The following is a 24,654-nucleotide window of genomic DNA, read 5'->3' as shown; positions in this document are numbered from 1 at the left end:
CGCTTTCGCCGCCAGAGTCCCGCGCTGCGGCGCCGCCTCGTCGGTGTTCCGGCCGCGGACCCCTCGGCCGCGCCCGCACCGAACTAGTTGGGATTGTCGGAATTCCAGAGGTACCAGTGCTCGGTGTCACCGCGGTCATCACCGATCCGGCAGTACCAGTACGGGTATGAGTGGTCGTTGATCTGCAGATGAACGGTCGGCCCGTCTTCTCGGCACTCCGCTTCGGTGTAGTAGAACTCCTCCACGCCGTCGTAACCCACCACCAGTATGTCGTCGGCGTGGGCGACGCCTGTCGTGTTGGCCAACGCGGCGCCCATTGCCAATGCGCCGGCGACAGCAATCCTCTTCAGCACAGAGATTTCCTCCCACTCGAGGTCGGGACCGTCCCGAGCAAACCGAGTGGACAGTACCTGGCGAACGTACAAGATGCTTCCAGAAAATTCACAGGGTTTCAATAAACGGCCGGTGCGGGGACGGTCCATCTCTTACACGTTGGGCATCAGTACATTTCGATACCGAAGGCATCGGCAATCGCCGCAGTCTAGGCATTTCGGGGACGTGCTCGGCGGATGAAGAGTTCGCCGAGGCAACGCCGAAATTGCTCCTCAGCAACTCAGTCCCGAACCGGTTCGTGGGATACGGTGACGACCGTTGATCCATCCAACGGGAGTCGATATGACAACGAGAGACATCGCCGGAGCCGATCTCTGCTTGGTCGGCCTGGCATGAGCGACGTTTTCGATCCGGATGGGTCCACGGCTTATCCACCGGCGGCACCGGTCAATCCGCCCCGCCGGGCGTTTCGCCGCATCCTGTTGACCGTTGTGGGGCTCGTCGTCGTCATCGTGGTGGCGTTCGTGGTCCTGATCCTGTGGCCCAATCCGACGGTGCCGGCAGATCAGCCCAACATGACTCCGGTCGCTACCGGGACGAACAACGACTGGCTGTCCTTCGACGACTTCGTGCCGGGCACCGCAATTGCCACCGACAGCGTCGACGCCACCACCGATGAAGTCGACTCCCACGAGTGCACGTTGGCGTTTCTCGGCCGCGATGCGACCGATACCGCGATCGCGTTCACCGCCGGCCACTGTCGCAAAGAGGGATTCGGTGATCGCCCGTACTTCACCCGAGCAACTGATCCGGACACCCACGTCGAATTGGGAGAGTTCACAACCAGTCAGACCGGGGCCGAACCGAGCAAGGTCGTGCAGACCGGTAAGGATGATTGGGCGGACTTCGCGGTGATCGCCGTCGATCCTGATCTGGCAGAAGATGTCTCGCCGAACGCGCGGATCGCGGGCGTGTACAGGGTGACCAAGGTTCTCGATCATCACTATCTGTTGAACAACAACGTGACCCTCTGCAAGTTCGGCTTTGTCTCCGGTGAGACGTGCGGAAAGGTCGAAGTGGTGACCGGCACGCAAGTGCAGGCGGACGTCTACTCCGCCGAGGGTGATTCGGGTTCGCCGGCGTATGTGAAGCTCGGGAATGACGAGGTCGCCGCCGTCGGGATTCTTCGTGGGTCCCCCGAGGGTGAGGACGACTACAGCGAGTTCACGCTGATCGCGCCCGTGCTCGATGCGACCCGTACCACTTTGGTCTGCGACCCGGCTTGTGAAACAGGCCAGGCCAACTGATCGATCGTGCTTCCGCTGACGACCACGGTGGTGTAGACCTGAAGTAGAACGTGTTCTAGTTCTGCCGAGGAGGGTCTGTGACGTTACGCGTCGTGCAGTGGGCAACCGGTGGGGTCGGCGTGGCCGCGATCAAGGGCGTGCTCGAACATCCTGACCTGGAACTGGTCGGCTGTTGGGTGCACTCGGACGCCAAGAACGGCAAGGACGTCGGCGAGATCATCGGCACCGACCCGATCGGCGTCATCGCCACCAACAGCGCCGAGGACATCCTGGCGCTGGACGCCGACGCGGTGATCTACTCGCCGCTCATCCCCAACCCGGACGAGGTCGCCGCGCTGCTGCGCTCGGGCAAGAACGTCATCACCCCCGTCGGCTGGCTGTACCCCAGCGAGAAGCAGGCCGCGCCGATGCGGGCCGCCGCTCTGGAGGGCAACGCCACGCTGCACGGCACCGGCATCGCTCCCGGCGGGATCAGCGAGAAGTTCCCGCTGGTGCTGTCTGCGATGGCCACCGGGGTGAACTTCGTTCGCGCCGAGGAGTTTTCCGACCTGCGCACCTACGACGCGCCCGATGTGGTGCGCCACGTCATGGGATTCGGCGGCACCCCCGACACCGCGCTGAGCGGACCGATGCAGAAGATGCTCGACGGTGGATTCATCCAGGCCGTCAAGATGGTCGTGGATCACGTCGGGTTCAAGATCGATCCGCGGATCCGGGCCACCCAGGAGATCGCCGTGGCCACCGCACCCATCGACTCGCCGATCGGCGTGATCGAACCCGGTCAGGTGGCCGGCCGCAAGTTCCACTGGGAGGCCCTCGTCGACGGCGAGCCCGTCGTGCGCGTCACGGTGAACTGGCTGATGGGTGAGGAAAACCTGGACCCCGCATGGACTTTCGGCCCGGCCGGGCAGCGCTACGAGATGGAGGTCCGCGGCAACCCGGACTTCACCGTGATCATCAAAGGCTTTCAATCCGAGGCCGGCGAGGAAGGCCCGGAGTCCGGTGTCGTCGCCACCGCCGCGCACTGCGTCAACTCGGTGCCCGCGGTATGCGCCGCGGCACCCGGGGTGGTGACCTACCCGGACCTGCCGCTCATCAGCGGGAAGGCCGCGCCCGGGTTGCGCTGAAACCCTAGGGCCGCACCAGGATCCGGATCGGATTACCCTCCTGGCGCTCCAGCTTGTCGATGCCCACCGCCACGTCCTCCAGCGACACGATCTCGCTGACCGAACGGGACAGATCCAGTCGGCCCAGTGATACCAGCGTCGCCAGCGTGGAGATGTCGACGTTCTGGTACCCCAGATGGCCGAGCACCTGCTTCTGAGTCAGGCCGAACATCGACGTCGGGCCGACGGTCGGTTCCTGGGCGCTCATCCCGACGGCGACCAGCCGCCCCCCGACGGTCAGCTGGCTCAGCGCCTGCTCGAACGTCGACTTGAGCCCCACCGCATCGAACGCCACATCCAGCCCCCGACCCCCGGTGACCTCGGAGATCTTCTCGCCGAGCCGCTCGTCACCGGCGTCGAACGCATAGTCGGCGCCGAGTTCCAACGCGCGCTCCAGCACCTCTGGTTTGATGTCGACGGCCACCACCGGCACCGCACCGACCAGCCGGGCCAGCTGCGCGATGTGGGTGCCGACCCCGCCCAGGCCCCACACCCCGACCGACTCGCCGATACCGACCTTGCCCGTGCGCACCACCGCTCCGTACGGCGTCGACACCGCATCGGCCAGGATCGCCGCCTGCTCCAGCGGCACGTTGTCCGGCACCCGCGTGAGCCCGACCGCCTGCGCCAACGTGTACTCGGCCCACGCCCCGTCATAGGCGAAGGCCATCAACCGGATTCGCAAGCAGTTGGCGATATCGCCGCGCCGGCAATTGGCGCATTCCATGCAGGGCCGGCCCGCCGCGACGATCACGCGATCGCCCTCGGCCCAACCCGTGACATCCGGGCCCAGCTTGGCGATGGTGCCCGAGGCTTCATGGCCCTGCGTCACCACCGGCGCCTGGGCCGGGAAGGTGCCGTTGATCAGGCTCAGGTCGGAATGGCAGATCCCGCAGAACGCCACCTTGACCAGCACCTCGCCCGGGCCCGGTTCCGGAATCGGAACATCTTCCACCACAATTCTTTTGGTGTCGGCGTAGAAGCGCTCCGCCCGCATGGTCGGCCTGAGATCGGATGTCATCGCATCCTCCCTTCTTGTCTTCTACCCGGCTACTATCGAAAATCATGGCACTTCATCGGGTGGGCTGAGGCCATGTGCCGATTGTTCGGTCTGCACGCCGGCCGCCGGCTGGTGCCGGCGACCTTCTGGCTGCTGGACGCGCCGGACAATCTCGCCGAGCAGAGCAGGCGCAACCCCGACGGCACCGGGCTGGGCGTATTCGGCGCCGACGGCGTCGCAGAGCTGCACAAGGAACCCGTCGCGGCGTGGCAGGACTCCGAATTCGCCACCGAGGCACACGATGTCACCGCGACAACCTTCATCGCGCACGTCCGCTACGCCTCGACCGGCGCGCTTGACGTGGTGAACACCCATCCCTTTCTCCAGGATGGCCGGATCTTCGCGCACAACGGTGTGGTCGAAGGGCTGGGCGGCCTCGACGACCGGCTCCGTGAGCTGAGGGTGGCGGACCTCGTGAAAGGTCAGACCGACTCCGAACGCGTCTTCGCGCTCATCACCGCGGCCGCCCGGGCACGTGACGGCGATGTGGGGGCGGGCGTCGTCGATGCCATCGGCTGGCTGGCCGACAATGTGCCGATCTACGCCGTCAACATCCTGCTCAGCACGGCCACCGACATGTGGGCCCTTCGCTACCCGGACACCCACGACCTGTACATGCTCGACCGCAGGCACCCCGATGAGCGGCGCCTGCGGCTGCGCAGCGCGCGGATCCGCGCCGAATCCGAGCATCTGACGTCGCAGCCGTCGGTGGTCTTCGCGAGTGAGGCGATGGACGACGAGAAGTGGCAGTCCATCGCCCCGGGCGAGCTGGTGCACATCGATGCGGACCTGCGGATCAGCACCCGGGTCGCATTTCCGGACCCACCGCGGCATCTGCTGCGCCGCGACGACCTGTCCGCGCAGGCGGCCGCGTCACAGCACGCTTAGCTCCGGCTTTCGGGGCCCTGGCACACTCGACCTTCGTGACTTCCAAACGTGCACTGGTGCTCGCCGGCGGCGGTATCGCGGGGATTGCCTGGGAGACCGGCATCCTGCAGGGCATCGCCGACGAATCTCCCCAAACCGCTGACGCGCTACTCGCCTCGGACGTGCTGGTGGGCACGTCAGCAGGTTCGACGGTGTCCGCGCAGCTCGGCAGCGGGCTGCGTCTGGAAGAGCTGTTCGAGCGCCAGATCGGTGCCGAATCAGCCGAGCTGGACCCCGGGGTGAGCATCGACACCGTCACCGACCTGTTCGTCAAGGCCGTACTGACACCCAACACCAAGGCGCAGAAGCTGCAGCAGATCGGTGCCGTGGCGCTCAACACCGCCACCATAGACCCGGCGGTCCGGCGCAAGGTGATCGAAGCGCGGCTGCCCTCGCACGACTGGCCCGACCGGGAGCTGCGGATCTCAGCCGTCGATATCGACACCGGCGAGTTGGTGACCCTTGACCGGAACTCCGGGGTGTCCCTGGTGGACGCCGTCACCGCCAGTTGCGCGGTGCCCGCGGTGTGGCCGGTCGTGACGATCGCCGGCCGCCGGTTCATGGACGGCGGGATCGGCAGTGCGGTCAACACGGTGCTGGCCGCCGACTGCGACACCCTGGTGGCGCTGGTGCCGCAGGGCCGTTCGACACCATCACCGTTCGGCACCGGCGCGGCGCAGGAGGTCGACGGCTTCGACGGACGGTCACTGGGGATCTTCGCCGACGACGACGCCCTGGCCGCCTTCGGGACGAACCCGCTCGACCCGGACTGCCGGGTGCCGTCGGCGCAGGCCGGACGTGCGCAGGGCCGGCGGGTGGCGGCTGAGGTCGCCGCGTTCTTGGCGGGCTAGCTCCGCCGAAACTGCATTCCAACAGGCCGCTTCTCGTACTTTTCCTGCTGGAATGCCATTTCGGCGAGTGAGGTGAGGTGGACTCAGCCGTCGAGCGCTCGCGCGGCCAACTCCTGCCCGGCGGCGATCACCTCGGCCGCGCGGTTGAACTCCAGGCTGCGACACACCGTGCGGGGAACCTCGATCAGCAGGTCAGGCGGGTACGCCGCGAGTGTGTGCCGGGCCAGCGCTGCCTGGGCGATGTCGATGGTGCGGTACATGACCTCGAAGCTGCCCAGTCGCGGAGTATCGGCGGGTTGCGGCCCGCCCGAATCTTCTGTGTCGGCTGAGTCCTCATCGGCGTCGGGTACCGAGGAGCCAAACCGGCTGAGGACGGCCCGGGCCGTCGGCCGGTCGAGCACGCTGCGCACCGAGGCCGTGTCGAGTACCGCCGAGGTGCTGCGCATCATGCGGTTGAGCCATTCGGTGCTGGGCCGCGGCTCGGGGTCGGCGACCGGTATCGCAGCTGTTCCAGGATCCCCGCCGGACAAGCTGACCGCGATCGTGAGGTCCGCGTTGACCGCGGCGATCGGCGCCATGGGCAGCGGGTCGAGGATGCCGCCGTCACCGAGCAGCCGGCCGTTGAGTACGTGCGGCGCGATCACCCCGGGGATGGCAATCGACGCCCGGATCGCCGAGTCCAGCGGGCCGCGTTGCAGCCACACCGATTTGCCGGCGATCAGGTCGGTCGCCACGGCCGTGTACGGGATCGGCAGTTCCTCTATCGTGGCGTCGCCGATGATGTCGCGGACTGCGTCGAGAATTTTCTCGGCACGCAGAATTCCAGCCGCGGTGATCGACGGATCCAACAGCCGCAGGACCGCCCGCTGAGTCAAAGTCCGTGCCCAGTCGGCGAACTCGTCGAGCTTGCCCGCCGCATGCAGGCCACCGACCAGCGCGCCCATCGATGACCCGGACACCCCGACGACCTCGAAACCGCGGTCGTGCAGTTCGTTGATCACCCCGATGTGTGCGTAGCCGCGAGCCCCACCACTGCCGAGGGCCAGAGCAACACGCATACGTCCATTGTGGTGCAACCGGTGAAGTGCCGCCCCAGACGACCCCGTTCGTGACAGGGTTGCCCCGTGGGTGCGCCAACATTCGCTCGGAAGCTGGGCCGTCCCAAGCCCCGTGATGTCGTCGCCGGACTGGTCACGGGCCTGTTCTCCATACCCGAGGGCATGGCCTATGCCAGCATCGGCGGGTTCAACCCGGTCACCGGCATCTACGCCGGCATCATGCCCGGCATCATCGGGTCACTGTTCGCCCGGACGGTGCTGATGGTGACGACGCTGACGAGTGCGATCGCACTCACGTCGCGCAGTGTGCTCAAGGAGGCCGGGCTGGATCCGCAGGATCCGGCCAACGTAGCCGCGCTGGCTCTCGTCGTCGGTGCCGTGATGCTGCTGTTCGGTCTGCTGCGGTTCGGCTCGATCATGAACTTCGTCTCCAACGCTGTGATGACCGGCTTCTCCACCGGCATCGCCCTGCAGATCGTGGCCGGTGTCCTCGGCGACGCCACCGGTTACAAACCGCAGAGCGGCAACACCATTGGCAAGTTCATCGACTCGCTGGCACACATCGGCCTGTGGCATCCGGCTGCCGTCGCGGTGGCGCTGGGCACCGTCGCGGTGTGGGCGGTCTTCCACTTCATCAAGCCTCTCGAATCTTTCGCGACGCTGCTGGCGCTCGTCGTGGTGACAGCGGTGGTGGCCGTCGCGCACATCGACGTCGAAACCGTCGGCGACATCGCGTCCATCGCGAATGCGCTTCCCCCGGTGACGGTTCCGAACTTCGCCGCGATGCCCGAGCTGATCGTCGGCGGTGTGGCGGTGGCACTCGTCGCGCTGGCTCAAGCCGCGGGAATCTCTGCGGCCGTACCGAACCCGGACGGCAGCCGCACCAACATGAACGGAGATTTCCTGGCGCAGGGCGCGGCGAACGTGGCGGGCGGACTGTTCGGTGCGCTGCCGGCCGGCGGCTCGCTGTCACGAACCGGGGTGGCGACCTCGGCGGGCGCCCAGACCCGGTGGGCCGGCATCTTCGCCGGGCTCTGGCTTGCCGTGCTGGTGCTCGTCGCCGGCTCGGCCGCAGAGATCATCCCGATGCCCGTGATCGGCGGGCTGATCCTGGTGATCGGCGCCGAACTCGTCGTCGGCCGGCTGCCCGACATCAAGCTGGTGCTGCGGGTCGCGCCGCTGTCGGCGGTGGCGATGCTGGTCACCTTCGCCGCCACCACCCAGCTGCCGCTGCACACCGCGATCGTCATCGGCGTGATCACCTCGCTGGTGCTCTACTGCGCCAAGGCGGCCGAGGCCGCGCAACTGGTCGCGCTCACACCGGCGCCGGACGGCGGCTGGCAGCAGGCTCCCGTGCCCGAGCGGTGCGCCAGCAACGACGTCACCGTGCTGCACTACGCCGGGGTGGGGCTGTTTGCCGAGGTGGCCCGGATCGACGAAACCTGGCCGCGGGCCGAAGGGACCGCCAACGCCGTTGTGGTGCTCAGCCTGCGGGCGCTGCCCGACGTGCCGTCGTCGGTGACGATCAAGGCGCTGCGCCGATGGGCCGGCCAACTGACGGCCAACAACGGCAGGCTGATCATCTCCGGGGTCAACCCCGGCACGGCGGAGGTGCTGCGGCGCGGCGGCCTCGATGACCTGCTGGGGGACGACGGTGTCGTGCCCGCTTCAGACCGCATCTTCGGCGCGCTCGACGAGGCCGTCGAGCGGGGCCGCGCCTGGGTGGCCGCCCAGGGCGGCGAATCGGGGGATTTGCCGCAGCGTGATTCGAACTAGCTGCAGAGCTCGTCGGCCGCTGCCTGCGCCGCGACGATGACGGCAGCCTGACGGCCCGGTTCGAGCTGGGCCCAGGCCACGTTGTACGTGCCCGGTCCTGGTGCTGCGTCGGGTGCCTGCACGCTCGCCAGGTACGGCTCGATCTGCGCTTTCAGATCCCCGCCCTTCGCTTGCATCCAGAGCTTGGCGACGTGACAGGCCTGGAAGTACTCCTCCTCGGTGGACTGTGCGTCGGCGCCGATGGCGGTTGTGACCCCGGCGGGGGACGTCGCGATCTCGCCGGGCTTGAGCTTCGGAGTCGGCGATTCGGTGGTCGTCGTCGCCTGTGGGGAAGGTGCCGTGGATGCCCCGGACTGGTCCTTGCCGGCCTCCGTCGAGCATCCGATCAGCAGGCTCAGGCCGGCTGCTGCTGCGGCTCCGGCGGTCAGGAGTGTGGTCCACGTGTAACGGCGCATGCCGCCAATCTATGCAACACTGGCGGCCGTGACGGAAAGGACCGGATTCCAGGAGTGTTGTCGGGCTTGCTAGCGCGCCCGTCTGCCCTGTTCCGCCGCCGTCCTTGGAGTTCCTCTGATGCTGTCCACGCTCGCGCCCGTCCCTGCTGTCTCCGCGCCCACCCGGCTGCGACTGCCCGACCTGCTGCACGCCACCGACCGCGCCGCTGATGACGTGTTGTCCGGCCGCTACGACCGGCTGCTGCGGGGCCTGCCGAAGGAGGACCGGTGGTACACCCGGTTGTCCGGTGACGACGAAATTGAGGTCTGGCTGATCAGCTGGGTGCCCGACAAGTCGACCGAACTGCACGACCACGGCGGATCCCTGGGTGCTCTGACCGTGGTGTCCGGTTCGTTGCGCGAAACCCGTTGGGACGGCGAGTTGTTGCGGCAGCGCCGGCTCTCGGCGGGGGATCAGGCGGCGTTCCCGCTGGGTTGGGTTCACGACGTGGTGCATGCACCCGGGCCGGTGGCGGTGTCGGGGCCGACGCTGAGCGTGCACGCCTACTCACCGCCGCTGACCGCGATGTCCTACTACGAGGTCACACCGCAGAACACATTGCGGCGCAACCGCACCGAACTCACCGACGCGCCGGAGGGATAGCGATGAGCCGCATCGACACCGCGCTGGCGCAGGCCCGCACCCGGCTGCGCCGGCTGCCCGCTACCGAGCTTCCGGAGGCGCTGAATTCCGGTGCCGTGCTGGTCGACATCCGCCCGGCCGCCCAACGTGCAGCCGAGGGCTCGGTGCCCGGAGCGCTGGTCATCGAGCGCAACGTGCTGGAGTGGCGCTGCGATCCGACCAGTGACGCGCGGATCCCGCAGGCCGTCGACGACGACGTCTACTGGGTGATCCTGTGCTCGGAGGGCTACACCTCGAGCCTGGCCGCCGCCTCGCTGATCGACCTCGGTCTGCACCGGTCCACCGACGTCGTCGGCGGCTATCACGCGTTGGTTGCTGCCGGCCAGGTGTAAACCGCGGTCGCTCAGGCGTTCTCGTTGCTGCTCAGCATGGGGCGCAGCTTTGCGGTCATCTCCGGGGTCCAGCCCGTGGGCTGCAGTACTGCGGCCCACGCATCGGCCACGTTCTGCACGTAGACGTGGCCGTGTCCGTCGGGAACGTCCACGGCCACTGCCATGTCCGCTGACACCTGAAGGAACGTCACCACCGGAATCCACTCCATGCGGCGGGACACGTCATACCCACGGGGTTCTCGCAGCCAGTCCGGCTTGGCGAACAGCAGGTCGGGCGTCCACCAGGAGATCGGGTCGGACGCGTGTTGCAGATACACCGCGCGGGGATGGGACCAAGGCGCGTCGGGCCGGTTCAGATTCTCGTCTTTCGCGACGAATCGCACGTTCTCGCCGTTGTCGTAGATGGGCAGCCACTCCGGTGAACCGGCGTCGCGATCTCGGGTGAGCGTCGTCCAGATGGTGTTCTTGAACGTCGGTCCCGAGAACAGCGCGCCGTCGGTGCGGGCGACCAGATTGTTCAGCGACAGGAACGGGGCCTCGCCGCCGAACGATCCCAGGCTTTCCCCGAACACCACCAACTTCGGGCGCTTGTCCTCGGGCATCGCACGGACCAACGCGTCGACGGCCTCGAACAGCGCCTGTCCGGCCTGGCGCGCGTTCTCCTGGTCGACCAGGAACGACAGCCAGCTCGGCAGGAACGAGTACTGCATCGAGACGATCGCGGTGTTGCCGTTGTACATGTACTCCAGCGCCGAGGCCTCGGCCTCGTTGATCCAGCCCGTGCCCGTCGTGGTGGCCACTGCGATCACCGCACGGTTCAGCCCGCCGGTGCGCTGTAATTCCTTGGCCGCCAAGGCCGCGGTGGCCTTGATGCCGTCAGCGGAATGCAGGCCCGCGTAGGCCCGGATCGGTTCGACCGCGGGTTTGCCGCTGAACCGCGAAAGTTGTTGCACGGTAGGGCCGGCCGAGACGAAAACCCGGCCCTGATGGCCCAGCGATTCCCAGCTGGCCAGGGACTGCGGGCCGCCTGAGCGTAGCGGTGACATCGGGGCGGGGAAGTCAGGATCGTTCTCGTCGTTGACGGCCGCAAACGTGCGGTTGATGGTGTCCATCGCGACCCGGACCACCACACCGTTCAGCAGTGCGATGCTCAACGCCAGCAGCAACGCCACCACCACAACGGCCGAAACCCGTGGCGGCAGAAAGCGATCCAACTTGCGATCCAGGAAACGCACCAGCCTGCCGATCAGCTGGCCCACCTCGACGAACGCGAACAACACCACGAGCGACAGCACCGCCGTCAACGGGTGATCCCAGAACTTCAGCCGGGGCACACCCATGAAGTCACGGATCTCGTCCTGCCAGACGTGGAAGTAGACGATCATCAGGACCTGGCCGATGACTCCGACGACCAGCAGCGACAGCCAGGCCCACTTCGGCGCCCGCGGGCTGGTGTCCGCCGAACGCATGTAGCGCACCAGCCACACCCCGAAAACGCCGATCCCGTAACCGGTCGCGCCGGCCGCCCCGCTGACCAGGCCCTGGAAGAGTGGGCCGCGGGGCAGCAGCGACGGCGTCAGCGAGAACCAGACGAACACCAGACCCAGCGCGGTGCCGAAGAACGTGTAGTGGCGTGACCACCACACTGGCTGGGGCGCCGGCCCGGCCACCGGTTCAGCAGGAGGCTTGGGCGGAGCCTCGGCGGTCTCGGTGGCCGGAGTGGGTGAGTCGGTGTCGGTCACCCGTCGACTTTAGCGATGCGTGAAGTTGGCGGCGCGCTTCTCGGAGAACGCCGCCATGCCTTCCTTCTGATCGGCAGTAGCGAACGCCGAGTGGAACAGCCTGCGCTCGTAGAGCAATCCCTCGGCCAGGGTGGACTCGAAGGCGCGGTTGACCGCTTCCTTGGCCATCCGAGAGGCCGACAGTGACATCCCGGCGATGGTCTCGGCCACGGCAAGGGCCTCGTCGATCAGTGAGTCCGCGGGCACCAGGCGGGAAACCAGGCCGGCGCGCTCGGCTTCCACGGCGTCGATGGTGCGGCCGGTGAGGATCAGATCCATCGCCTTGGCCTTGCCGATCGCCCGCGTCAGCCGCTGCGAACCTCCCATGCCGGGCAGTACACCCAGCTTGATCTCGGGCTGACCGAACTTCGCCGAATCCGCGGCGATCAGGATGTCGCACATCATCGCCAGCTCGCAGCCGCCGCCCAGCGCGTACCCGGCGACCGCGGCGATCGTCGGGGTGCGGGTGGCCGCGAACTTCGACCACAGCTCGAAGAAATCGGCCGAGTACACGTCGGCGAACGACAGCTCGGCCATCTCCTTGATGTCGGCACCGGCGGCGAAGGCCTTCTCGTTGCCGGTGACGATGATGGCGCCGACGCTTGGGTCACGGTCGAGTTCGGCTGCGGCGGTGGTCACCTCGGTCATCACCTGGGTGTTGAGCGCGTTGAGCGCCTTGGGCCGGTTGAGGGTGATCGTGGCGACCCGATCGGTGCGGGTCACCAGGATGGTCTCGAACTCACTCATTTGTTCTCCTCCTGGAAGGTCAGGTCGGGGTCTGCCGGAACGAAGTACGCCTCGACGTCAGCGGGGGTGACCGCTGCGATCGAGGAAGGTGACCACTGCGGGTTGCGGTCCTTGTCGACGAGCTGAGCCCGGATGCCCTCGACGAAATCATGGGACTTCACCGATGCGCACGAGGTCCGGTATTCCTGGCGCAGCACGTCCTCCAGTGTCTCCAGCTTGGCCGCCCGGCGCACCGCTTCGAGCGTGACGGCCAGCGCAACGGGGGAGCGGGTGGCGATGAGGTCGGCGGCATCGCCGGCTGGTCCTGCGCCGTGACCGCGCAGTGCGGCGATGATGTCTGCCACGGATTCGCCGGCATAGCACTCGTCGATCCAGCTGCGCTGCTCGAGCAGTGGGCTGGCGGGCGGTTCGATGGCATAGGTAGCCAGCGCGTTCTGGACGCCGTCGGCGATGACGGACTCGATGAAGTCGGCCAACTTGTCATGGGGCACGTAGTGATCGGCGAAACCCATGGCGATCGCGTCGGCACCGGAGAACGGTGCACCGGTGAGCGCGGCGTGCAATCCGAGCGCGCCGGGAGCCCGCGACAACAGGTACGTGCCACCGACGTCGGGGATGAAGCCGATGCCGACCTCGGGCATCGCCATCTTGGTGGTGTCGGTGGCCACCCGAACCGTCCCGTGCGCGGCCACACCCACGCCGCCGCCCATCACGATGCCGTCCATCAACGCCACGTACGGCTTCGGATAGCTGCCGATGTAGGCGTTGAGCAGGTACTCGTCGTACCAGAACCGGCGCGCGTCGGCGCCGCCCTCCCGGGCGCTGTGATAGAGCGCCACGACGTCTCCGCCCGCGCACAGGCCGCGTTCGCCAGAGCCGGTCAGCAGCACGGTGTGAACGGAGTCGTCGTTCTCCCAGGCGTGCAGTGCCTCGGACATGCCCGCGACCATCGCATCGTTGAGCGAGTTGATCGCCTTGGGCCGGTTCAGCGTAAGGATCCCGACGCCGTTGCGGACACTTACTAGGACGTCCTCGTTTTCTGTCACGAGATGCAATCTAGTTCGGCCTCCCAGGGACGGTGCGCTACGGGTAGGGTTTGCCTCAAGATCAAACCTGGAAGTTTCCTGAGAGTCTTTTTGGCCTCGACGGGAACCCGCCAGGGACATCGATCGTTGAGCCAGATAGTTCGTTACCGAACATCTCATAGGAGAGGAACCCGACGGTGCGCGAAACCAGCAACCCGGTATTCCGCAGCCTGCCGAAGCAGCAGGGCGGATACGCACAATTCGGTACCGGAGCCGCCGGCTTCGGTGCACAGCAGGTGCATGCGCAGCCCTACGCGCAGGAGTACCTGGAGCAGCCCCAGACCGGTGTTTCTCGGCCGCTGACCATCGATGACGTCGTCACCAAGACCGGCATCACGCTGGCCGTCGTGTCGGCCGTCGCGGTCGTGTCCTACTTCCTGGTGGCCGGAAACACGGCCCTGATGATGCCGTTCACCATGATCGGTGGCCTCGGCGGTCTGGTCATGGTGCTGATCGCCACCTTCGGCCGCAAGCAGGACAACCCGGCCATCGTGCTGACGTACGCGGCGCTGGAGGGTCTGTTCCTCGGCGCGGCGTCGTTCCTCTTCGCCAACCTGGTGTCCAGCGGCGGGCCCAGCATGATCTTCCAGGCCGTGGTGGCCTCGATCGGTGTGTTCATCGGCATGCTCGTGGTCTACAAGACCGGCGCCATCCGCGTGACGCCCAAGTTCACCCGGATGATCGTCGCAGCGATGTTCGGCGTGCTGGCACTGGTTCTGGTGAACTTCGTGCTCGCAATGTTCGGTGTTGGCGGCGGTGAAGGCCTGGGCCTGCGTTCGGGCGGTGGCCTGTCCATCGCGTTCTCGCTGTTCGTCATTGCCCTGGCTGCGTTCAGCTTCCTGATCGACTTCGACGCAGCGGACCAGATGATCCGCGCCGGTGCTCCGGAGAAGGCCGCATGGGGCATCGCCCTGGGCCTGACCGTCACCCTGGTCTGGCTGTACATCGAGATCCTGCGGTTGCTGTCGTACTTCAACAACGACTAGCAACCCTGCCCCGAGAAAGGCGTCTGCGATTGCGGGCGCCTTTTTCTTTTGCATTTTTCGGGCAAGCGCCGAGTCTGCGTTGAGAGCGCCGAGTCTGCGCTGAGAGCGCGAAATCGCGCGAAACCGTGCTCTGAGCGCAGGCTCGGAGGCCTGTACACAGAGTCGATTTCATCCACAGCCGTGGCTCGCCGACGCTTTCATGAATGGTGGCTGTCGGGGATGCCTCGCACCGTAGGCGCCGTGAGCATCTTCGACAGTCCGTTCATCGGCTCAGAAGCGTTGCGGGCCGGTCTGATCCGCAAGCACCAGTTGCGTGCCAACTTCCGCGCCGTCTTCCCTGATGTCTATGTGGCCCGGGACTTCAGCCCGGGGCTGGTTGATCGGGCCAGGGCGGCATGGCTGTGGTCGCACCGCCAGGGAGTGCTGGCAGGTATCACCGCGGCGGCCTTGCACGGGGCGAAATGGGTCGACGATTCCGCACCGATCGAGTTGATGTGGGTCAATGCCCGGTGCCCGCTCGGCGTGCGGACATCCGCAATGTGCCTGCAGCCGACCGAGATCGGACAGGTCCACGAGCTTCCCGTGACGACACCGGAGCGGACTGCCTTCGACATCGGCCGCACCCCGGGGATCGGTCGCGCGGTGGCCCGGCTCGATTCCCTCGCCAGGGCAACAGGATTCAAGGTTGGCGATGTCGAAGAAGTGGCGGCACGGCATCGCGGAGCCCGCGGACTGCGCCAACTGGAGAGGGCGCTTCCGATGCTCGATGCAGGGGCCGAATCCCCGAAAGAAACCTGGCTGCGCCTGCTCCTCATCGACGACGGTCTACCGCGCCCGCAGACTCAGATCCCGGTGGTGGGGGCAAATGGCTATCCGTTCGCCTACCTCGATATGGGTTGGGCCGAATGGATGGTCGCGGTGGAGTACGACGGCGACCAACATCGCAGTGATCGCATGCAGTACGTGAAGGACATCCGCCGGATCGCCGAGCTGGAGCGGATGGGCTGGATCATCATCAGAGTGGTGGCAGAGGACCGGCCGTCCGAGATCCTGCGGCGGGTCCGCGACGCACTCGCTGGTAGGCAAGTCACCCTGCCGTGAGTGCAACGAGTCTGCGTACAGATCGCGAAATCGGGTGAAATCGCGATCTGTACGCAGACTCGGCAAAGGTGCAAAGGAGCAGAGGCGAACTAGCTCAGGCGCTCCACAACCATCGCCATACCCTGGCCGCCACCGACACACATGGTCTCGATGCCGAAGGTCTTGTCGTAGGTCTGCAGGTTGTTCAGCAGCGTCGCGGTGATACGGGCACCGGTCATGCCGAACGGGTGGCCCAGCGCGATCGCGCCGCCCGAGACGTTCAGCCTGTCCTCGTCCATGCCGAGTGCGCGGGCCGAACCGAGGACCTGCACCGCGAACGCCTCGTTGATCTCGTAGAGGTCGATGTCGGAGAGCTCCATCTTCGCGTTCCCGAGCGCCTGCTTGACGGCGTCGATCGGGCCGAGGCCCATGATCTCCGGCGACAGGCCGGAAACGCCGGTGGACACGATGCGGGCCAGCGGGGTCAGGCCCAGTTCCTTGGCCTTGGTGTCGCTCATGATCACCACGGCGGCCGCGCCGTCGTTCAGGGGGCAGGCATTGCCGGCGGTGATGGTGCCGTTGGGCCGGAACACCGGCTTGAGCTGGCTGATCTTCTCGTAGGTGGTGCCGGCACGCGGGCCGTCATCGGTGGAGACCACGGTGCCGTCGGGCAACGTCACGGGAACGATCTCGCGCTCGAAGAAGCCGTTCTTGATGGCCTCTTCGGCCTTGTTCTGCGACCGCACGCCCCAGTGGTCCTGGTCCTCGCGGCTGATGCCGGTGTGTAGCGCGACGTTCTCGCCGGTCTGGCCCATCGCGATGTAGACGTCGGGCAGCAGGTCGTTCTCGCGCGGGTCGGTCCAGGAGTCGGCGCCCTCGGCTTGCTTGGCGGTTCGTTCCTGGGCGTCGGCGAACAACGCGTTCTTGCTGTTCGGGGCGCCGTCAGCGGCTCCGACGCCGAAGCGCGACACGGTCTCGACGCCCGCGGAGATGAACACGTCGCCCTCGCCGGCCTTGATCGCGTGGAACGCCATCCGGGTGGTCTGCAGCGACGAGGAACAGTAGCGGTTGACGGTGGTGCCCGGCATGAAGTCATAGCCGAGCTCGACGGCCACGGCGCGGGCGATGTTGTAGCCGGCCTCACCGGCGGGCTGTGCGCAGCCCATCATCAGGTCGACGACGTCGCGCGGATCCAGTGCGGGCACCTTGTCGAGAACGGCCTTGACCATCTGCGCGGCCAGGTCGTCGGGACGCATGGTGGCCAATGAGCCCTTGACGGCCCGGCCGATCGGCGAGCGGGCAGTGGCAACGATGACGGCTTCAGGCATGACGGCTCCTGCTAATCGAATGGCTTAGAAAACTCAGGTTGAAACTAGCCCGCGTGCACCACGATGGGTGCGGGCACCCCGGTTGAGCGGCGCCACAGCCTGCTGACTCCGCCGAGCCGGGTCAACAGTGTCCGGGTGTCGGCGGCTCCGGATTCCAGCGCCTCGTCTCCGTCCCACTCGCCGAGGACAGTGCACAGCGCAGGCAGCAACTGCTTGGCCGCCAGTGCGTAACCGGCCGCCGACGGATGGAACATGTCCTCGGAGAACAGCAGGTCAGGGGCCTTGTGGAAGTCCCGGGCCAGGAGATCGGAGAACGGCACGGGTATGCCGCCGGCCGCTCGCACGGCGCCGGCCTGGGCGCGGGCAAGGCGCAGGCCGAGGTTGCGCGCGACGGTGCGCAACGGTTGAGGGATGGCGGTGATCACCCCGAAGTCGGGGCAGGTGCCGACCACGACGACGGCTCCCGCCGCTCGTAGCCGGCGCACGGCGTCGCCGACCCGTCGCGCCGACGGCCCGATGCCGTTGGGTTTGGTGATGTCGTTGGCACCGATCATGATCACAGCGGCATCCGGCGGCGGGCCCGCGACGAACATGGCATCGATCTGGCCGGACAACCCCTTGGATGTGGCGCCGACAATCGCCTTGGTGCTCAAGCGGACTCGTTTGCCGAACTGCTCGGCCACACCGCGCGCGATCAGCACTCCCGGCACCTCGTCGGGCACGCGGCAGCCGTATCCGGTGGCCGTGGAGTCGCCGAAGATCATCAGGTGCAGGTCGAACGGGACTCCGCGTTCCCACTTCTCGACCGGCCCGCCGCCGGGGAGATACACGCCATCGGCGCGGGGTGGGATGTCCCAGGACTTGGGGATGACCTGACGGGCCTTGTCAGCCTGCCCACTGAGCAGGTTGCGTGCTCCGATATAAGCCGATCCAGTTGACGCCAGCGTCGCCGCAGCGGCGAGGGCGATGGTCGAACGGCGCGGGACGCGCACGTGAGGAGCACTTCGGCTTGAACCCACGTGACCAGTCTAGGTGGGTCAGACGGGTTCTCCGCGTGGCGCTTCAGCGTGGCGATCACGGTGCTGTATCAAGTCCGGTATCAAATCAGTTTATTTGACTGTTGAACTGTTTACGGATGTCAAGCTAAGTTACCCGGGTTGTCTGAGTGACGAAGCTCACCTAGCACTACAAAGACGTAGGAAGTGGTGACGATGACTGCACCGAGCGAGATATCCAGGTCGCATCATGCCGGCATAAGCCCAGCCAGGGCCCACCGCGGGCGTAGGTTCCCGGTCAGTGACGGCGCGCCCGTCGAGGTGGTCGAGGACGGCCCGAGCCTGGCAGGCCGATTGGTTTCGCTGGCGGCCATGCTGACAATCAAGCCGACCCTGGCAATTGGTAGCCACGTACCGCATCTGCCGTGGCCGTTCGGGTTGGTCAATTTCGCCGCCCGGCTGATCCGCCCGGCGCCCGGGACCATCAAGGCCACCATCGCGCTGCCCAACTGCAAGGCGCAGCTCGTGCGGGCCGACGGCGTCCTTCCCGCCGACGGAAAACGCAGCGTCATCCTCTATCTGCACGGCGGTGCGTTCCTGGCCTGCGGGGCCAATACCCACTCCGGGATCGTCACGGCTCTGTCCGGATACGCCGACAGCCCGGTGCTCGTGGTCGATTACCGCATGCTGCCCAAGCACTCGGTGGGCACCGCGATCGACGACTGTTACGACGCGTACCGCTGGCTGCGGCTGGCCGGCTACCAGCCGGACCAGATCGTGCTGGCCGGCGACTCGGCAGGCGGCTATCTGTCGCTGGCACTGGCCGAGCGCCTGGTCGACGAGGGCGAGATGCCGGCCGCGCTGGTGACGATGTCGCCGCTGTTCGAGATCGACAACGAGTCCCGGGCCAACCACCCGAACATGCACTCGGAGGCGATGTTCCCGGCCAAGGCGTTCGAAGCCCTCGTCGAGCTCATCGAGGCCGCGGCCAGACGCAAGGGTGAGCAGGTCTACGAGCCGCTCGATCATGTCGAGCCCGGTCTGCCGCGCACGCTGATCCACGCGTCGGGCTCGGAGGTTCTGCTCAGCGATGCGCGAAAAGCCGCGCACATGCTGGCCGCAGCGGGGGTTCCCGTCGAGCTCCGGATCTGGCCCGGTCAGATGCATGTCTTCCAGCTCGCGGCGCCTCTGGCGTCGGAAGCGAAGCGCTCGTTGCGTCAGATCGGCGAATACATTCGAGAGGCCACCTGGTGAGCTTTCGGCGGGCCTGAGACCATTGACGTATGCGCATCGCCAGGCACATCAGTGAGCTCATCGGCAATACCCCGCTGGTCCAGCTGAACTCAGTTGTCCCCGAAGGCTCGGGGGTGGTCCTGGCCAAGATCGAGTACCTGAACCCCGGTGGCAGCTCCAAGGACCGCATCGCGGCCAAGATGATCGACGCCGCCGAGGCCAGCGGTGAGCTCAAGCCCGGCGGCACCATCGTCGAACCGACGTCCGGCAACACCGGCGTGGGTCTGGCGCTGGTGGCCCAGACGCGCGGATACAAGTGCATCTTCGTCTGCCCTGACAAGGTCAGCGAGGACAAGCAGAATGTGTTGCGCGCCTACGGTGCCGAGGTCGTGGTGTGCCCGACGGCGGTACCGCCGGACCACCCGGACAGCTACTACAGCGTCTCCAACCGCCTCGTCGAGGAGATCGACGGCGCCTGGAAGCCGGACCAGTACTCCAACCCGATGGGGCCGGAGAGCCACTACGAGACCACGGGCCCGGAGATCTGGGCCGACACCGATGGAACGGTGACGCATTTCGTGGCCGGCGTCGGCACCGGCGGCACCATCACCGGCACCGGCCGGTACCTCAAGGAGGTATCGGCCGGGAAGGTGAAGATCATCGGCGCCGATCCGGAAGGCTCGGTCTACTCCGGCGGGACGGGCCGTCCCTACCTGGTGGAAGGCGTCGGCGAGGACTTCTGGCCGTCGGCATACGACCCCTCGGTCCCCGACGAGATCATCGCCGTCTCCGACGCCGATTCGTTCGACATGACCCGACGGCTGGCCCGCGAAGAGGCGCTGCTGGTCGGCGGATCCTGCGGCATGGCCGTGGTGGCCGCACTCGAGGTGGCCCGCAAGGCCGGCCCGGGCTCGGTCGTCGTGGTGTTGTTGCCCGACGGCGGACGCGGTTATCTCTCAAAGATTTTCAACGACGCATGGATGTCGTCCTACGGATTCCTGCGCAACCGGCTGGACGGTTCGATCGAGCAGTCGACCGTCGGAGACGTGATGCGCGGCAAGTCCGGCGCGCTGCCCGACCTGGTGCACACCCACCCTTCGGAGACGGTGCGCGACGCGATCGGCATCCTCCGCGAATACGGCGTCTCCCAGATGCCGGTGGTCGGCGCCGAGCCTCCAGTGATGGCGGGCGAGGTCGCGGGCAGCGTGTCAGAGCGGGAACTGCTGTCCGCGGTGTTCGAGGGCCGGGCGAAGTTGGCCGACGCGGTCGCGGAACACATGAGCCCGCCGTTGCCGCTTATCGGTGCGGGGGAGTTGGTTTCCACGGCCGCCAAGACGCTGCGCGAGTGCGACGCGGTGATGGTCGTCGAGGAGGGCAAGCCTGTCGGCGTGCTCACCCGCCACGATCTGCTCGGGTTCCTGTCCGAGGGCGGCGGTCGGCACTAGACACATCGGGGGCATCGCGCCGCGTGGAATACCTTGCCTCCAGCAACTTCTCAGCTAGGGTGAGCTGGCCTAGGGCCGGCAAACTCAGTCACCATCACCGCCCAAAGCGACGAACGTCCTTCTGCACCCAGCGAATGCGCTCGTGTTGACCTGTCCAACTGGGTTGACGGTGCGTAATCTGCCTGTGAAGCAGTCTGTAGATCTAGGTGCTGGCAGAAAGTAGCGTCCATTCGCGGACCGCTATCCGAGATGAGGAGAGCTTTCGACGTGACCGACCAACCGCCCCCGCCCGGGAGTTACCCGCCGCCGCCAGAGGGTGGGTATCCGCCCCCGCCGCCGCCCCAGCAGGGCGGCTATCCACCACCGCCGCCGCCCCAACAGGGTGGCTACCCGCCGCCCGGTGGATTTCCCCCTCCCGGTGGTTACCCCCCTCCGCCGCAACAGGGTGGTTACCCGCCCCCGCCCCCGCCGCAGGGTGGCGGCTACCCGCCGCCTGGTGGATTTCCCCCTCCCGGTGGTTACCAGCCTCCGGGCGGCTATCCGCCGCCTGGATACCCGGCCCCCGGATACCCGCCCGCAGGTGGCCCCGGCTTCGGCGGTGCGCCGTACAGCGTCGGTGACGCTTTCTCGTGGGCCTGGAACAAGTTCCTCAAGCATCCGGTCGAATTGATCGTGCCGGGGCTGGTGTTCGGAGCCGCGATCGGTGCCGTCTACGCCATCTTCATGGTGATCGCGACCGCCGTCTCGCCCGACACCACCAGCAGCTACGAGTCCTATGACTCGGGCTTCGGCGTCTCGGCGTCGAGCAATCTCGGTGTCGCCGGCGGCGTCGTGATGTTCATCGGCGGAATCGTGCTGTTGATCATGAGCGGATGGATCGCGGCGGCCTACACCGCGGGCCTGCTCGACATCGCCAACGGGCAGCCGGTGACGATCGGATCGTTCTTCAAGCCGCGCAACGTCGGCAACGTGATCCTCGCGACTGTGCTTGTCGGACTGATCATCTTTGCGGTCGTCCTGGTGCTGTTCCTCCCCACGATCCTGATGCCTGGACTCGTGTTCCTGAGCATGCCGTTGGCGTGGATCGCCGAGCTGCTTCTCGGTGTGCTGTTCCTGTTCACGACCGTGGCAGCTGTCGACCGCAATCTCAAAGGTGTCGACGCGGTCAAGGCGAGCTTCAACCTCGTCAAGCCCAAATTCGGCACGGTGCTGGTCACGGTGCTCGTGATGATCGCCATCTCCATTGTCGGGTCGATCCCGTGCGGGCTCGGCTTGATCGTGGGAATCCCGCTGATCCTTCTCATCCAGGTGTACGCCTGGCGCCGGCTCAGCGGCGGCCCGGTGGCACCGCTGTCCCAGTAGCAGAACCGAACTCAACGCCCACGGCGCGTACGGCAGAAATGTCTGCGCCGTGGGCGTTGTGCTGCGTGACATCATTTGCTCATGACACTGCAGCCGCCGCCCGGGTCTGGATATATCGCCGACCCCAACACCCCAGGGATGAATCCGTACCCCAGCCCTTATCCCACTGCGGGGCAGGGCAATCCGTACGGCCCCGGGCCCACCGGCTACCCGGCACCCGGACCGTCGCCCTACCCGGCGCCCGGCCCCTCGCCGCAGTGGAACTACGGCCAGCCGGTGCCGAATCCGAACGCATACACGCCGTGGCTGGACCGGGTGCTGGCCTCGGTGATCGATCAGATTCCGATCATCGTGATCGTGATGCTCGGGTACGGGGTCCTCATGGCAAGCGTGATGGCCGCCACGGCGACGGAGGATTCACAAGGTGAGCCTTCCGGCGCTGCAATCGCGGTACTGCTCCTGGTGACCTTCGCGTTCTTCGGTCTGCTGCCGATGGCCTACCTGGTGTGGAACTTCGGCCACCGACAGGGCAAGACCGGGCAGAGCATCGGCAAGAAGGTCATGAAGTTCAAGGTGGTCAGCGAGAAGACCGGCCAGCCGATCGGTTTGGGTATGTCACTGCTGCGCCAGATCGCACACTTCCTCGACAGCATCTTCTACATCGGTTACCTGATGCCGCTGTGGGACGGCAAGCGTCAGACCATCGCCGACAAGATGCTGACCACGGTGTGCCTGCCCGCCCCGGTATCTACTCCCGCGCCCACCGCGTATCCCGGCCCGCAGGGCGGCCCGAATCCGTACGTGTACCCGCCCCGATAGGCTCACTACGTTATGAGCGAACAGCGCAAGTGGCACGGTCTGGCCACAAAAGCCATCCACGCCGGTTACCGGCCCGACCCGGGCACCGGAGCCGTCAACACCCCGATCTACGCCAGTTCGACCTTCGCCCAGGACGGCGTCGGCGGATTGCGCGGCGGATTCGAGTACGCCCGGACCGGCAACCCCACCCGGGCCGCCCTCGAATCGGCACTGGCCGCGGTCGAGGAGGCCGCCTACGGGCGAGCGTTCAGCTCGGGCATGGCCGCCACCGACTGTGCCCTTCGTGCGGTGCTGCGGCCCGGCGATCATGTGGTGATCCCCGATGACGCCTACGGCGGCACCTTCCGGCTGATCGACAAGGTGTTCTCGCAGTGGGGCGTCACGCACACCCCCGTCCCGCTCAGCGACCTGGACGCGGTGCGGTCGGCCCTGACCCCGCGAACCCGGATGATCTGGGTGGAGACACCGACCAACCCGTTGCTGAGTATCGCCGACATCGCCGGGATCGTGCAGATCGCTGCGACCTCGGGCGTCAAGGTGTTGGTGGACAACACGTTTGCCTCCCCGGCGCTGCAGCAGCCGCTGCTCCTGGGTGCCGACATCGTGTTGCACTCGACCACCAAGTACATCGGTGGGCACTCGGATGTCGTGGGTGGTGCGTTGCTGACCAACGACGAGGAGCTCGACGCGGCATTCGCATTCCTGCAGAACGGCGCCGGAGGGGTGCCGGGTCCGTTCGACGCGTACCTGACCATGCGGGGGCTCAAGACTCTGGTGCTGCGGATGCGTCAGCACAGCGAAAACGCCGCGCTCATCGCCGAATTCCTCGACGGTCACCCCGCGGTCGAGACCGTGCTGTATCCCGGTCTGGTCAGCCATCCCAACCACGATGTCGCTGCGCGGCAGATGTCCGGTTTCGGCGGCATGGTGAGCCTGCAGCTGCGCGGTGGGCCCCGTGCGGCACGTGAATTATGCTCGCGTACTGAGCTTTTCATTCTCGCCGAGTCGCTCGGCGGGGTGGAGTCGCTGATCGAGTACCCGGGTGCCATGACGCACGCGTCGACCGCGGGGTCGCAACTGGAGGTGCCCGACAACCTGGTGCGCCTGTCGGTGGGTATCGAGCATGCCGCCGATCTGCTGGCCGACCTGGAGCAGGCCCTGTCCTAGCTCATCAGAGCCGGACGCAACGCCGACGTCGTCACTGCCAGATTCATCTCCGGCAGTGCCGACGCGGTCTCGTCCACCCAAATGCCCGTGGCGATTTCGGTGGATCGGGCATGTACCCAGCGCCAGCCCCGGTCGTTGAGACTCAGTACGGCGCCCAGGCCGTCAACCGCATGCAGTAGGCAGATGATCGCGGCGATCGCCGGTACCGGATTGTGGCCGTCGAACAACGTGGCCAGCAGGGCCGCCCGCGTCTGACTCACCCGATCCCGGTTGGTCAGGGGCCAGCAGTACACCGGCATACCCGGAAAGCCCTTGCCGGGCATCCGGACTCGGCGGATCTGTCCGAGGCGTTCGAGATGCTGCTCCAGGGTGGGCTGGATGTGCTTGCTCAGCTTGGTCAACGCGGTATCGGCCGCAAGCGGCCGGCGTTGCAGTAGTTCGAACGCTGGGTCACCGACCGGATCGACGGGCCAATCACCGGCCAACGCGATCAGCCGACCGGCCTCGATCGGTTCGCCGGCCATGGCGGGGCGGATCCGGCAGGCGTATGCCAGATCCAGTAGTACCGCGGCGCTGAGTACTTTCTCCCTGCGGTGACGGTCAAGCCCGGGCTGCGCGGCTGCGTTGTCCAGCAACAGCAAGAACAGGTCTTCGGCGATTTGCGCCATTTCCCCGACTG

At 66.7% G+C, this 24,654-nt stretch carries 24 protein-coding genes; 14 read left to right on the top strand and 10 right to left on the bottom strand.

Features of this window, described 5'->3' with window-relative positions; all coding sequences use genetic code 11:
* Nucleotides 1-83: 83 nt before the first annotated feature.
* Nucleotides 84-353 (bottom strand): hypothetical protein, encoded by a 270-nt coding sequence (locus tag ACWEFV_RS10285; RefSeq protein ID WP_090428913.1) that lies wholly within the window; start codon nucleotides 351-353, stop codon nucleotides 84-86.
* A gap of 372 nt (nucleotides 354-725) precedes the next feature.
* On the opposite strand from ACWEFV_RS10285, the gene ACWEFV_RS10280 reads away from it, so the two are divergent.
* Both ACWEFV_RS10280 and ACWEFV_RS10275 read left to right on the top strand, forming a co-directional pair.
* On the top strand, nucleotides 726-1,640 hold the full coding sequence (locus ACWEFV_RS10280; RefSeq protein WP_090427779.1) for a trypsin-like serine protease: 915 nt from the start codon (nucleotides 726-728) through the stop codon (nucleotides 1,638-1,640).
* Between the two features lie 77 nt (nucleotides 1,641-1,717).
* Complete coding sequence (locus ACWEFV_RS10275) at nucleotides 1,718-2,767, top strand: NAD(P)H-dependent amine dehydrogenase family protein (RefSeq protein WP_135457637.1); 1,050 nt, start codon at nucleotides 1,718-1,720, stop codon at nucleotides 2,765-2,767.
* A gap of 4 nt (nucleotides 2,768-2,771) precedes the next feature.
* On the opposite strand, the gene ACWEFV_RS10270 is transcribed toward ACWEFV_RS10275, so the two are convergent.
* Nucleotides 2,772-3,827: a zinc-binding dehydrogenase gene (locus ACWEFV_RS10270; RefSeq protein ID WP_450070083.1), complete on the bottom strand. Its 1,056-nt coding sequence runs from the start codon at nucleotides 3,825-3,827 to the stop codon at nucleotides 2,772-2,774.
* Between the two features lie 72 nt (nucleotides 3,828-3,899).
* On the opposite strand from ACWEFV_RS10270, the gene ACWEFV_RS10265 reads away from it, so the two are divergent.
* Nucleotides 3,900-4,754, top strand: a complete 855-nt coding sequence (locus ACWEFV_RS10265; RefSeq protein WP_450070082.1) for a class II glutamine amidotransferase — start codon at nucleotides 3,900-3,902, stop codon at nucleotides 4,752-4,754.
* A 35-nt stretch (nucleotides 4,755-4,789) separates the two neighbouring features.
* Entirely contained in the window at nucleotides 4,790-5,644 is an 855-nt protein-coding gene (locus tag ACWEFV_RS10260) for a patatin-like phospholipase family protein (RefSeq protein WP_450070081.1), read from the top strand.
* A gap of 83 nt (nucleotides 5,645-5,727) precedes the next feature.
* Here the strand turns inward: ACWEFV_RS10260 and ACWEFV_RS10255 are convergent, their stop codons facing one another.
* Nucleotides 5,728-6,702 (bottom strand): patatin-like phospholipase family protein, encoded by a 975-nt coding sequence (locus tag ACWEFV_RS10255; protein WP_450070080.1) that lies wholly within the window; start codon nucleotides 6,700-6,702, stop codon nucleotides 5,728-5,730.
* A gap of 66 nt (nucleotides 6,703-6,768) precedes the next feature.
* Between ACWEFV_RS10255 and ACWEFV_RS10250 the strand changes: the two genes are divergently transcribed.
* Nucleotides 6,769-8,478: a SulP family inorganic anion transporter gene (locus ACWEFV_RS10250; RefSeq protein ID WP_450070079.1), complete on the top strand. Its 1,710-nt coding sequence runs from the start codon at nucleotides 6,769-6,771 to the stop codon at nucleotides 8,476-8,478.
* Here the strand turns inward: ACWEFV_RS10250 and lpqV are convergent.
* A complete protein-coding gene (gene lpqV / locus ACWEFV_RS10245) occupies nucleotides 8,475-8,933 on the bottom strand; it encodes a lipoprotein LpqV (RefSeq protein ID WP_450070078.1) in 459 nt (152 codons plus the stop codon). The two genes, ACWEFV_RS10250 and lpqV, sit on opposite strands and share 4 nt — an antisense overlap.
* Before the next feature lie 118 nt (nucleotides 8,934-9,051).
* Between lpqV and ACWEFV_RS10240 the strand changes: the two genes are divergently transcribed.
* On the top strand, nucleotides 9,052-9,576 hold the full coding sequence (locus tag ACWEFV_RS10240; protein ID WP_450070077.1) for a cysteine dioxygenase: 525 nt from the start codon (nucleotides 9,052-9,054) through the stop codon (nucleotides 9,574-9,576).
* Nucleotides 9,577-9,578: 2 nt separating this feature from the next.
* On the top strand, nucleotides 9,579-9,947 hold the full coding sequence (locus tag ACWEFV_RS10235) for a rhodanese-like domain-containing protein (protein ID WP_450070076.1): 369 nt from the start codon (nucleotides 9,579-9,581) through the stop codon (nucleotides 9,945-9,947).
* A gap of 11 nt (nucleotides 9,948-9,958) precedes the next feature.
* Here ACWEFV_RS10235 and ACWEFV_RS10230 read toward each other — a convergent pair whose 3' ends face one another.
* The 3 genes from ACWEFV_RS10230 to ACWEFV_RS10220 all read right to left on the bottom strand — a co-directional run bounded on the left by ACWEFV_RS10230 (nucleotide 9,959) and on the right by ACWEFV_RS10220 (nucleotide 13,521).
* Nucleotides 9,959-11,617, bottom strand: coding sequence for an alpha/beta hydrolase (locus ACWEFV_RS10230; protein WP_450070163.1), 1,659 nt, complete (start codon nucleotides 11,615-11,617; stop codon nucleotides 9,959-9,961).
* An 81-nt stretch (nucleotides 11,618-11,698) separates the two neighbouring features.
* On the bottom strand, nucleotides 11,699-12,475 hold the full coding sequence (locus ACWEFV_RS10225) for an enoyl-CoA hydratase (RefSeq protein ID WP_418046051.1): 777 nt from the start codon (nucleotides 12,473-12,475) through the stop codon (nucleotides 11,699-11,701).
* Nucleotides 12,472-13,521, bottom strand: coding sequence for an enoyl-CoA hydratase/isomerase family protein (locus tag ACWEFV_RS10220; RefSeq protein ID WP_135457615.1), 1,050 nt, complete (start codon nucleotides 13,519-13,521; stop codon nucleotides 12,472-12,474). Before ACWEFV_RS10220 ends, ACWEFV_RS10225 begins: the two co-directional genes overlap by 4 nt.
* 176 nt (nucleotides 13,522-13,697) lie before the next feature.
* On the opposite strand from ACWEFV_RS10220, the gene ACWEFV_RS10215 reads away from it, so the two are divergent.
* Both ACWEFV_RS10215 and ACWEFV_RS10210 read left to right on the top strand, forming a co-directional pair.
* Nucleotides 13,698-14,546: a Bax inhibitor-1/YccA family protein gene (locus tag ACWEFV_RS10215; RefSeq protein ID WP_450070075.1), complete on the top strand. Its 849-nt coding sequence runs from the start codon at nucleotides 13,698-13,700 to the stop codon at nucleotides 14,544-14,546.
* 219 nt (nucleotides 14,547-14,765) lie between these two features.
* Nucleotides 14,766-15,647: a hypothetical protein gene (locus tag ACWEFV_RS10210; protein WP_450070074.1), complete on the top strand. Its 882-nt coding sequence runs from the start codon at nucleotides 14,766-14,768 to the stop codon at nucleotides 15,645-15,647.
* Nucleotides 15,648-15,736: 89 nt separating this feature from the next.
* Here the strand turns inward: ACWEFV_RS10210 and ACWEFV_RS10205 are convergent, their stop codons facing one another.
* Complete coding sequence (locus ACWEFV_RS10205; RefSeq protein WP_135457610.1) at nucleotides 15,737-16,954, bottom strand: acetyl-CoA C-acetyltransferase; 1,218 nt, start codon at nucleotides 16,952-16,954, stop codon at nucleotides 15,737-15,739.
* A 44-nt stretch (nucleotides 16,955-16,998) separates the two neighbouring features.
* Nucleotides 16,999-17,973 carry an SGNH/GDSL hydrolase family protein gene (locus ACWEFV_RS10200; protein ID WP_450070073.1) on the bottom strand — a complete coding sequence of 325 codons (975 nt, stop codon included), beginning with the start codon at nucleotides 17,971-17,973 and terminating at the stop codon, nucleotides 16,999-17,001.
* Nucleotides 17,974-18,165: 192 nt separating this feature from the next.
* On the opposite strand from ACWEFV_RS10200, the gene ACWEFV_RS10195 reads away from it, so the two are divergent.
* The 5 genes from ACWEFV_RS10195 (at nucleotide 18,166) to ACWEFV_RS10175 (ending at nucleotide 23,975) form a co-directional block, all read left to right on the top strand.
* Nucleotides 18,166-19,203 carry an alpha/beta hydrolase gene (locus tag ACWEFV_RS10195; RefSeq protein WP_135457608.1) on the top strand — a complete coding sequence of 346 codons (1,038 nt, stop codon included), beginning with the start codon at nucleotides 18,166-18,168 and terminating at the stop codon, nucleotides 19,201-19,203.
* 29 nt (nucleotides 19,204-19,232) lie between these two features.
* Nucleotides 19,233-20,627, top strand: coding sequence for a cystathionine beta-synthase (locus ACWEFV_RS10190; RefSeq protein WP_450070072.1), 1,395 nt, complete (start codon nucleotides 19,233-19,235; stop codon nucleotides 20,625-20,627).
* 267 nt (nucleotides 20,628-20,894) lie between these two features.
* On the top strand, nucleotides 20,895-21,989 hold the full coding sequence (locus tag ACWEFV_RS10185; protein WP_450070071.1) for a hypothetical protein: 1,095 nt from the start codon (nucleotides 20,895-20,897) through the stop codon (nucleotides 21,987-21,989).
* 81 nt (nucleotides 21,990-22,070) lie between these two features.
* Nucleotides 22,071-22,808, top strand: a complete 738-nt coding sequence (locus tag ACWEFV_RS10180) for an RDD family protein (RefSeq protein ID WP_450070070.1) — start codon at nucleotides 22,071-22,073, stop codon at nucleotides 22,806-22,808.
* Between the two features lie 12 nt (nucleotides 22,809-22,820).
* Complete coding sequence (locus ACWEFV_RS10175) at nucleotides 22,821-23,975, top strand: cystathionine gamma-synthase (RefSeq protein ID WP_135457603.1); 1,155 nt, start codon at nucleotides 22,821-22,823, stop codon at nucleotides 23,973-23,975.
* Here ACWEFV_RS10175 and ACWEFV_RS10170 read toward each other — a convergent pair.
* A complete protein-coding gene (locus ACWEFV_RS10170) occupies nucleotides 23,972-24,643 on the bottom strand; it encodes a GOLPH3/VPS74 family protein (protein ID WP_135457601.1) in 672 nt (223 codons plus the stop codon). The genes ACWEFV_RS10175 and ACWEFV_RS10170 overlap by 4 nt on opposite strands.
* Between the last annotated feature and the right edge of the window lie 11 nt (nucleotides 24,644-24,654).

The sequence above is a fragment of the Mycobacterium sp. NPDC004974 genome (genome assembly GCF_053600815.1).
The sequence above is the reverse complement of the archived record's forward strand: the minus strand, read 5'-3'. Positions and strand labels throughout refer to the sequence as shown.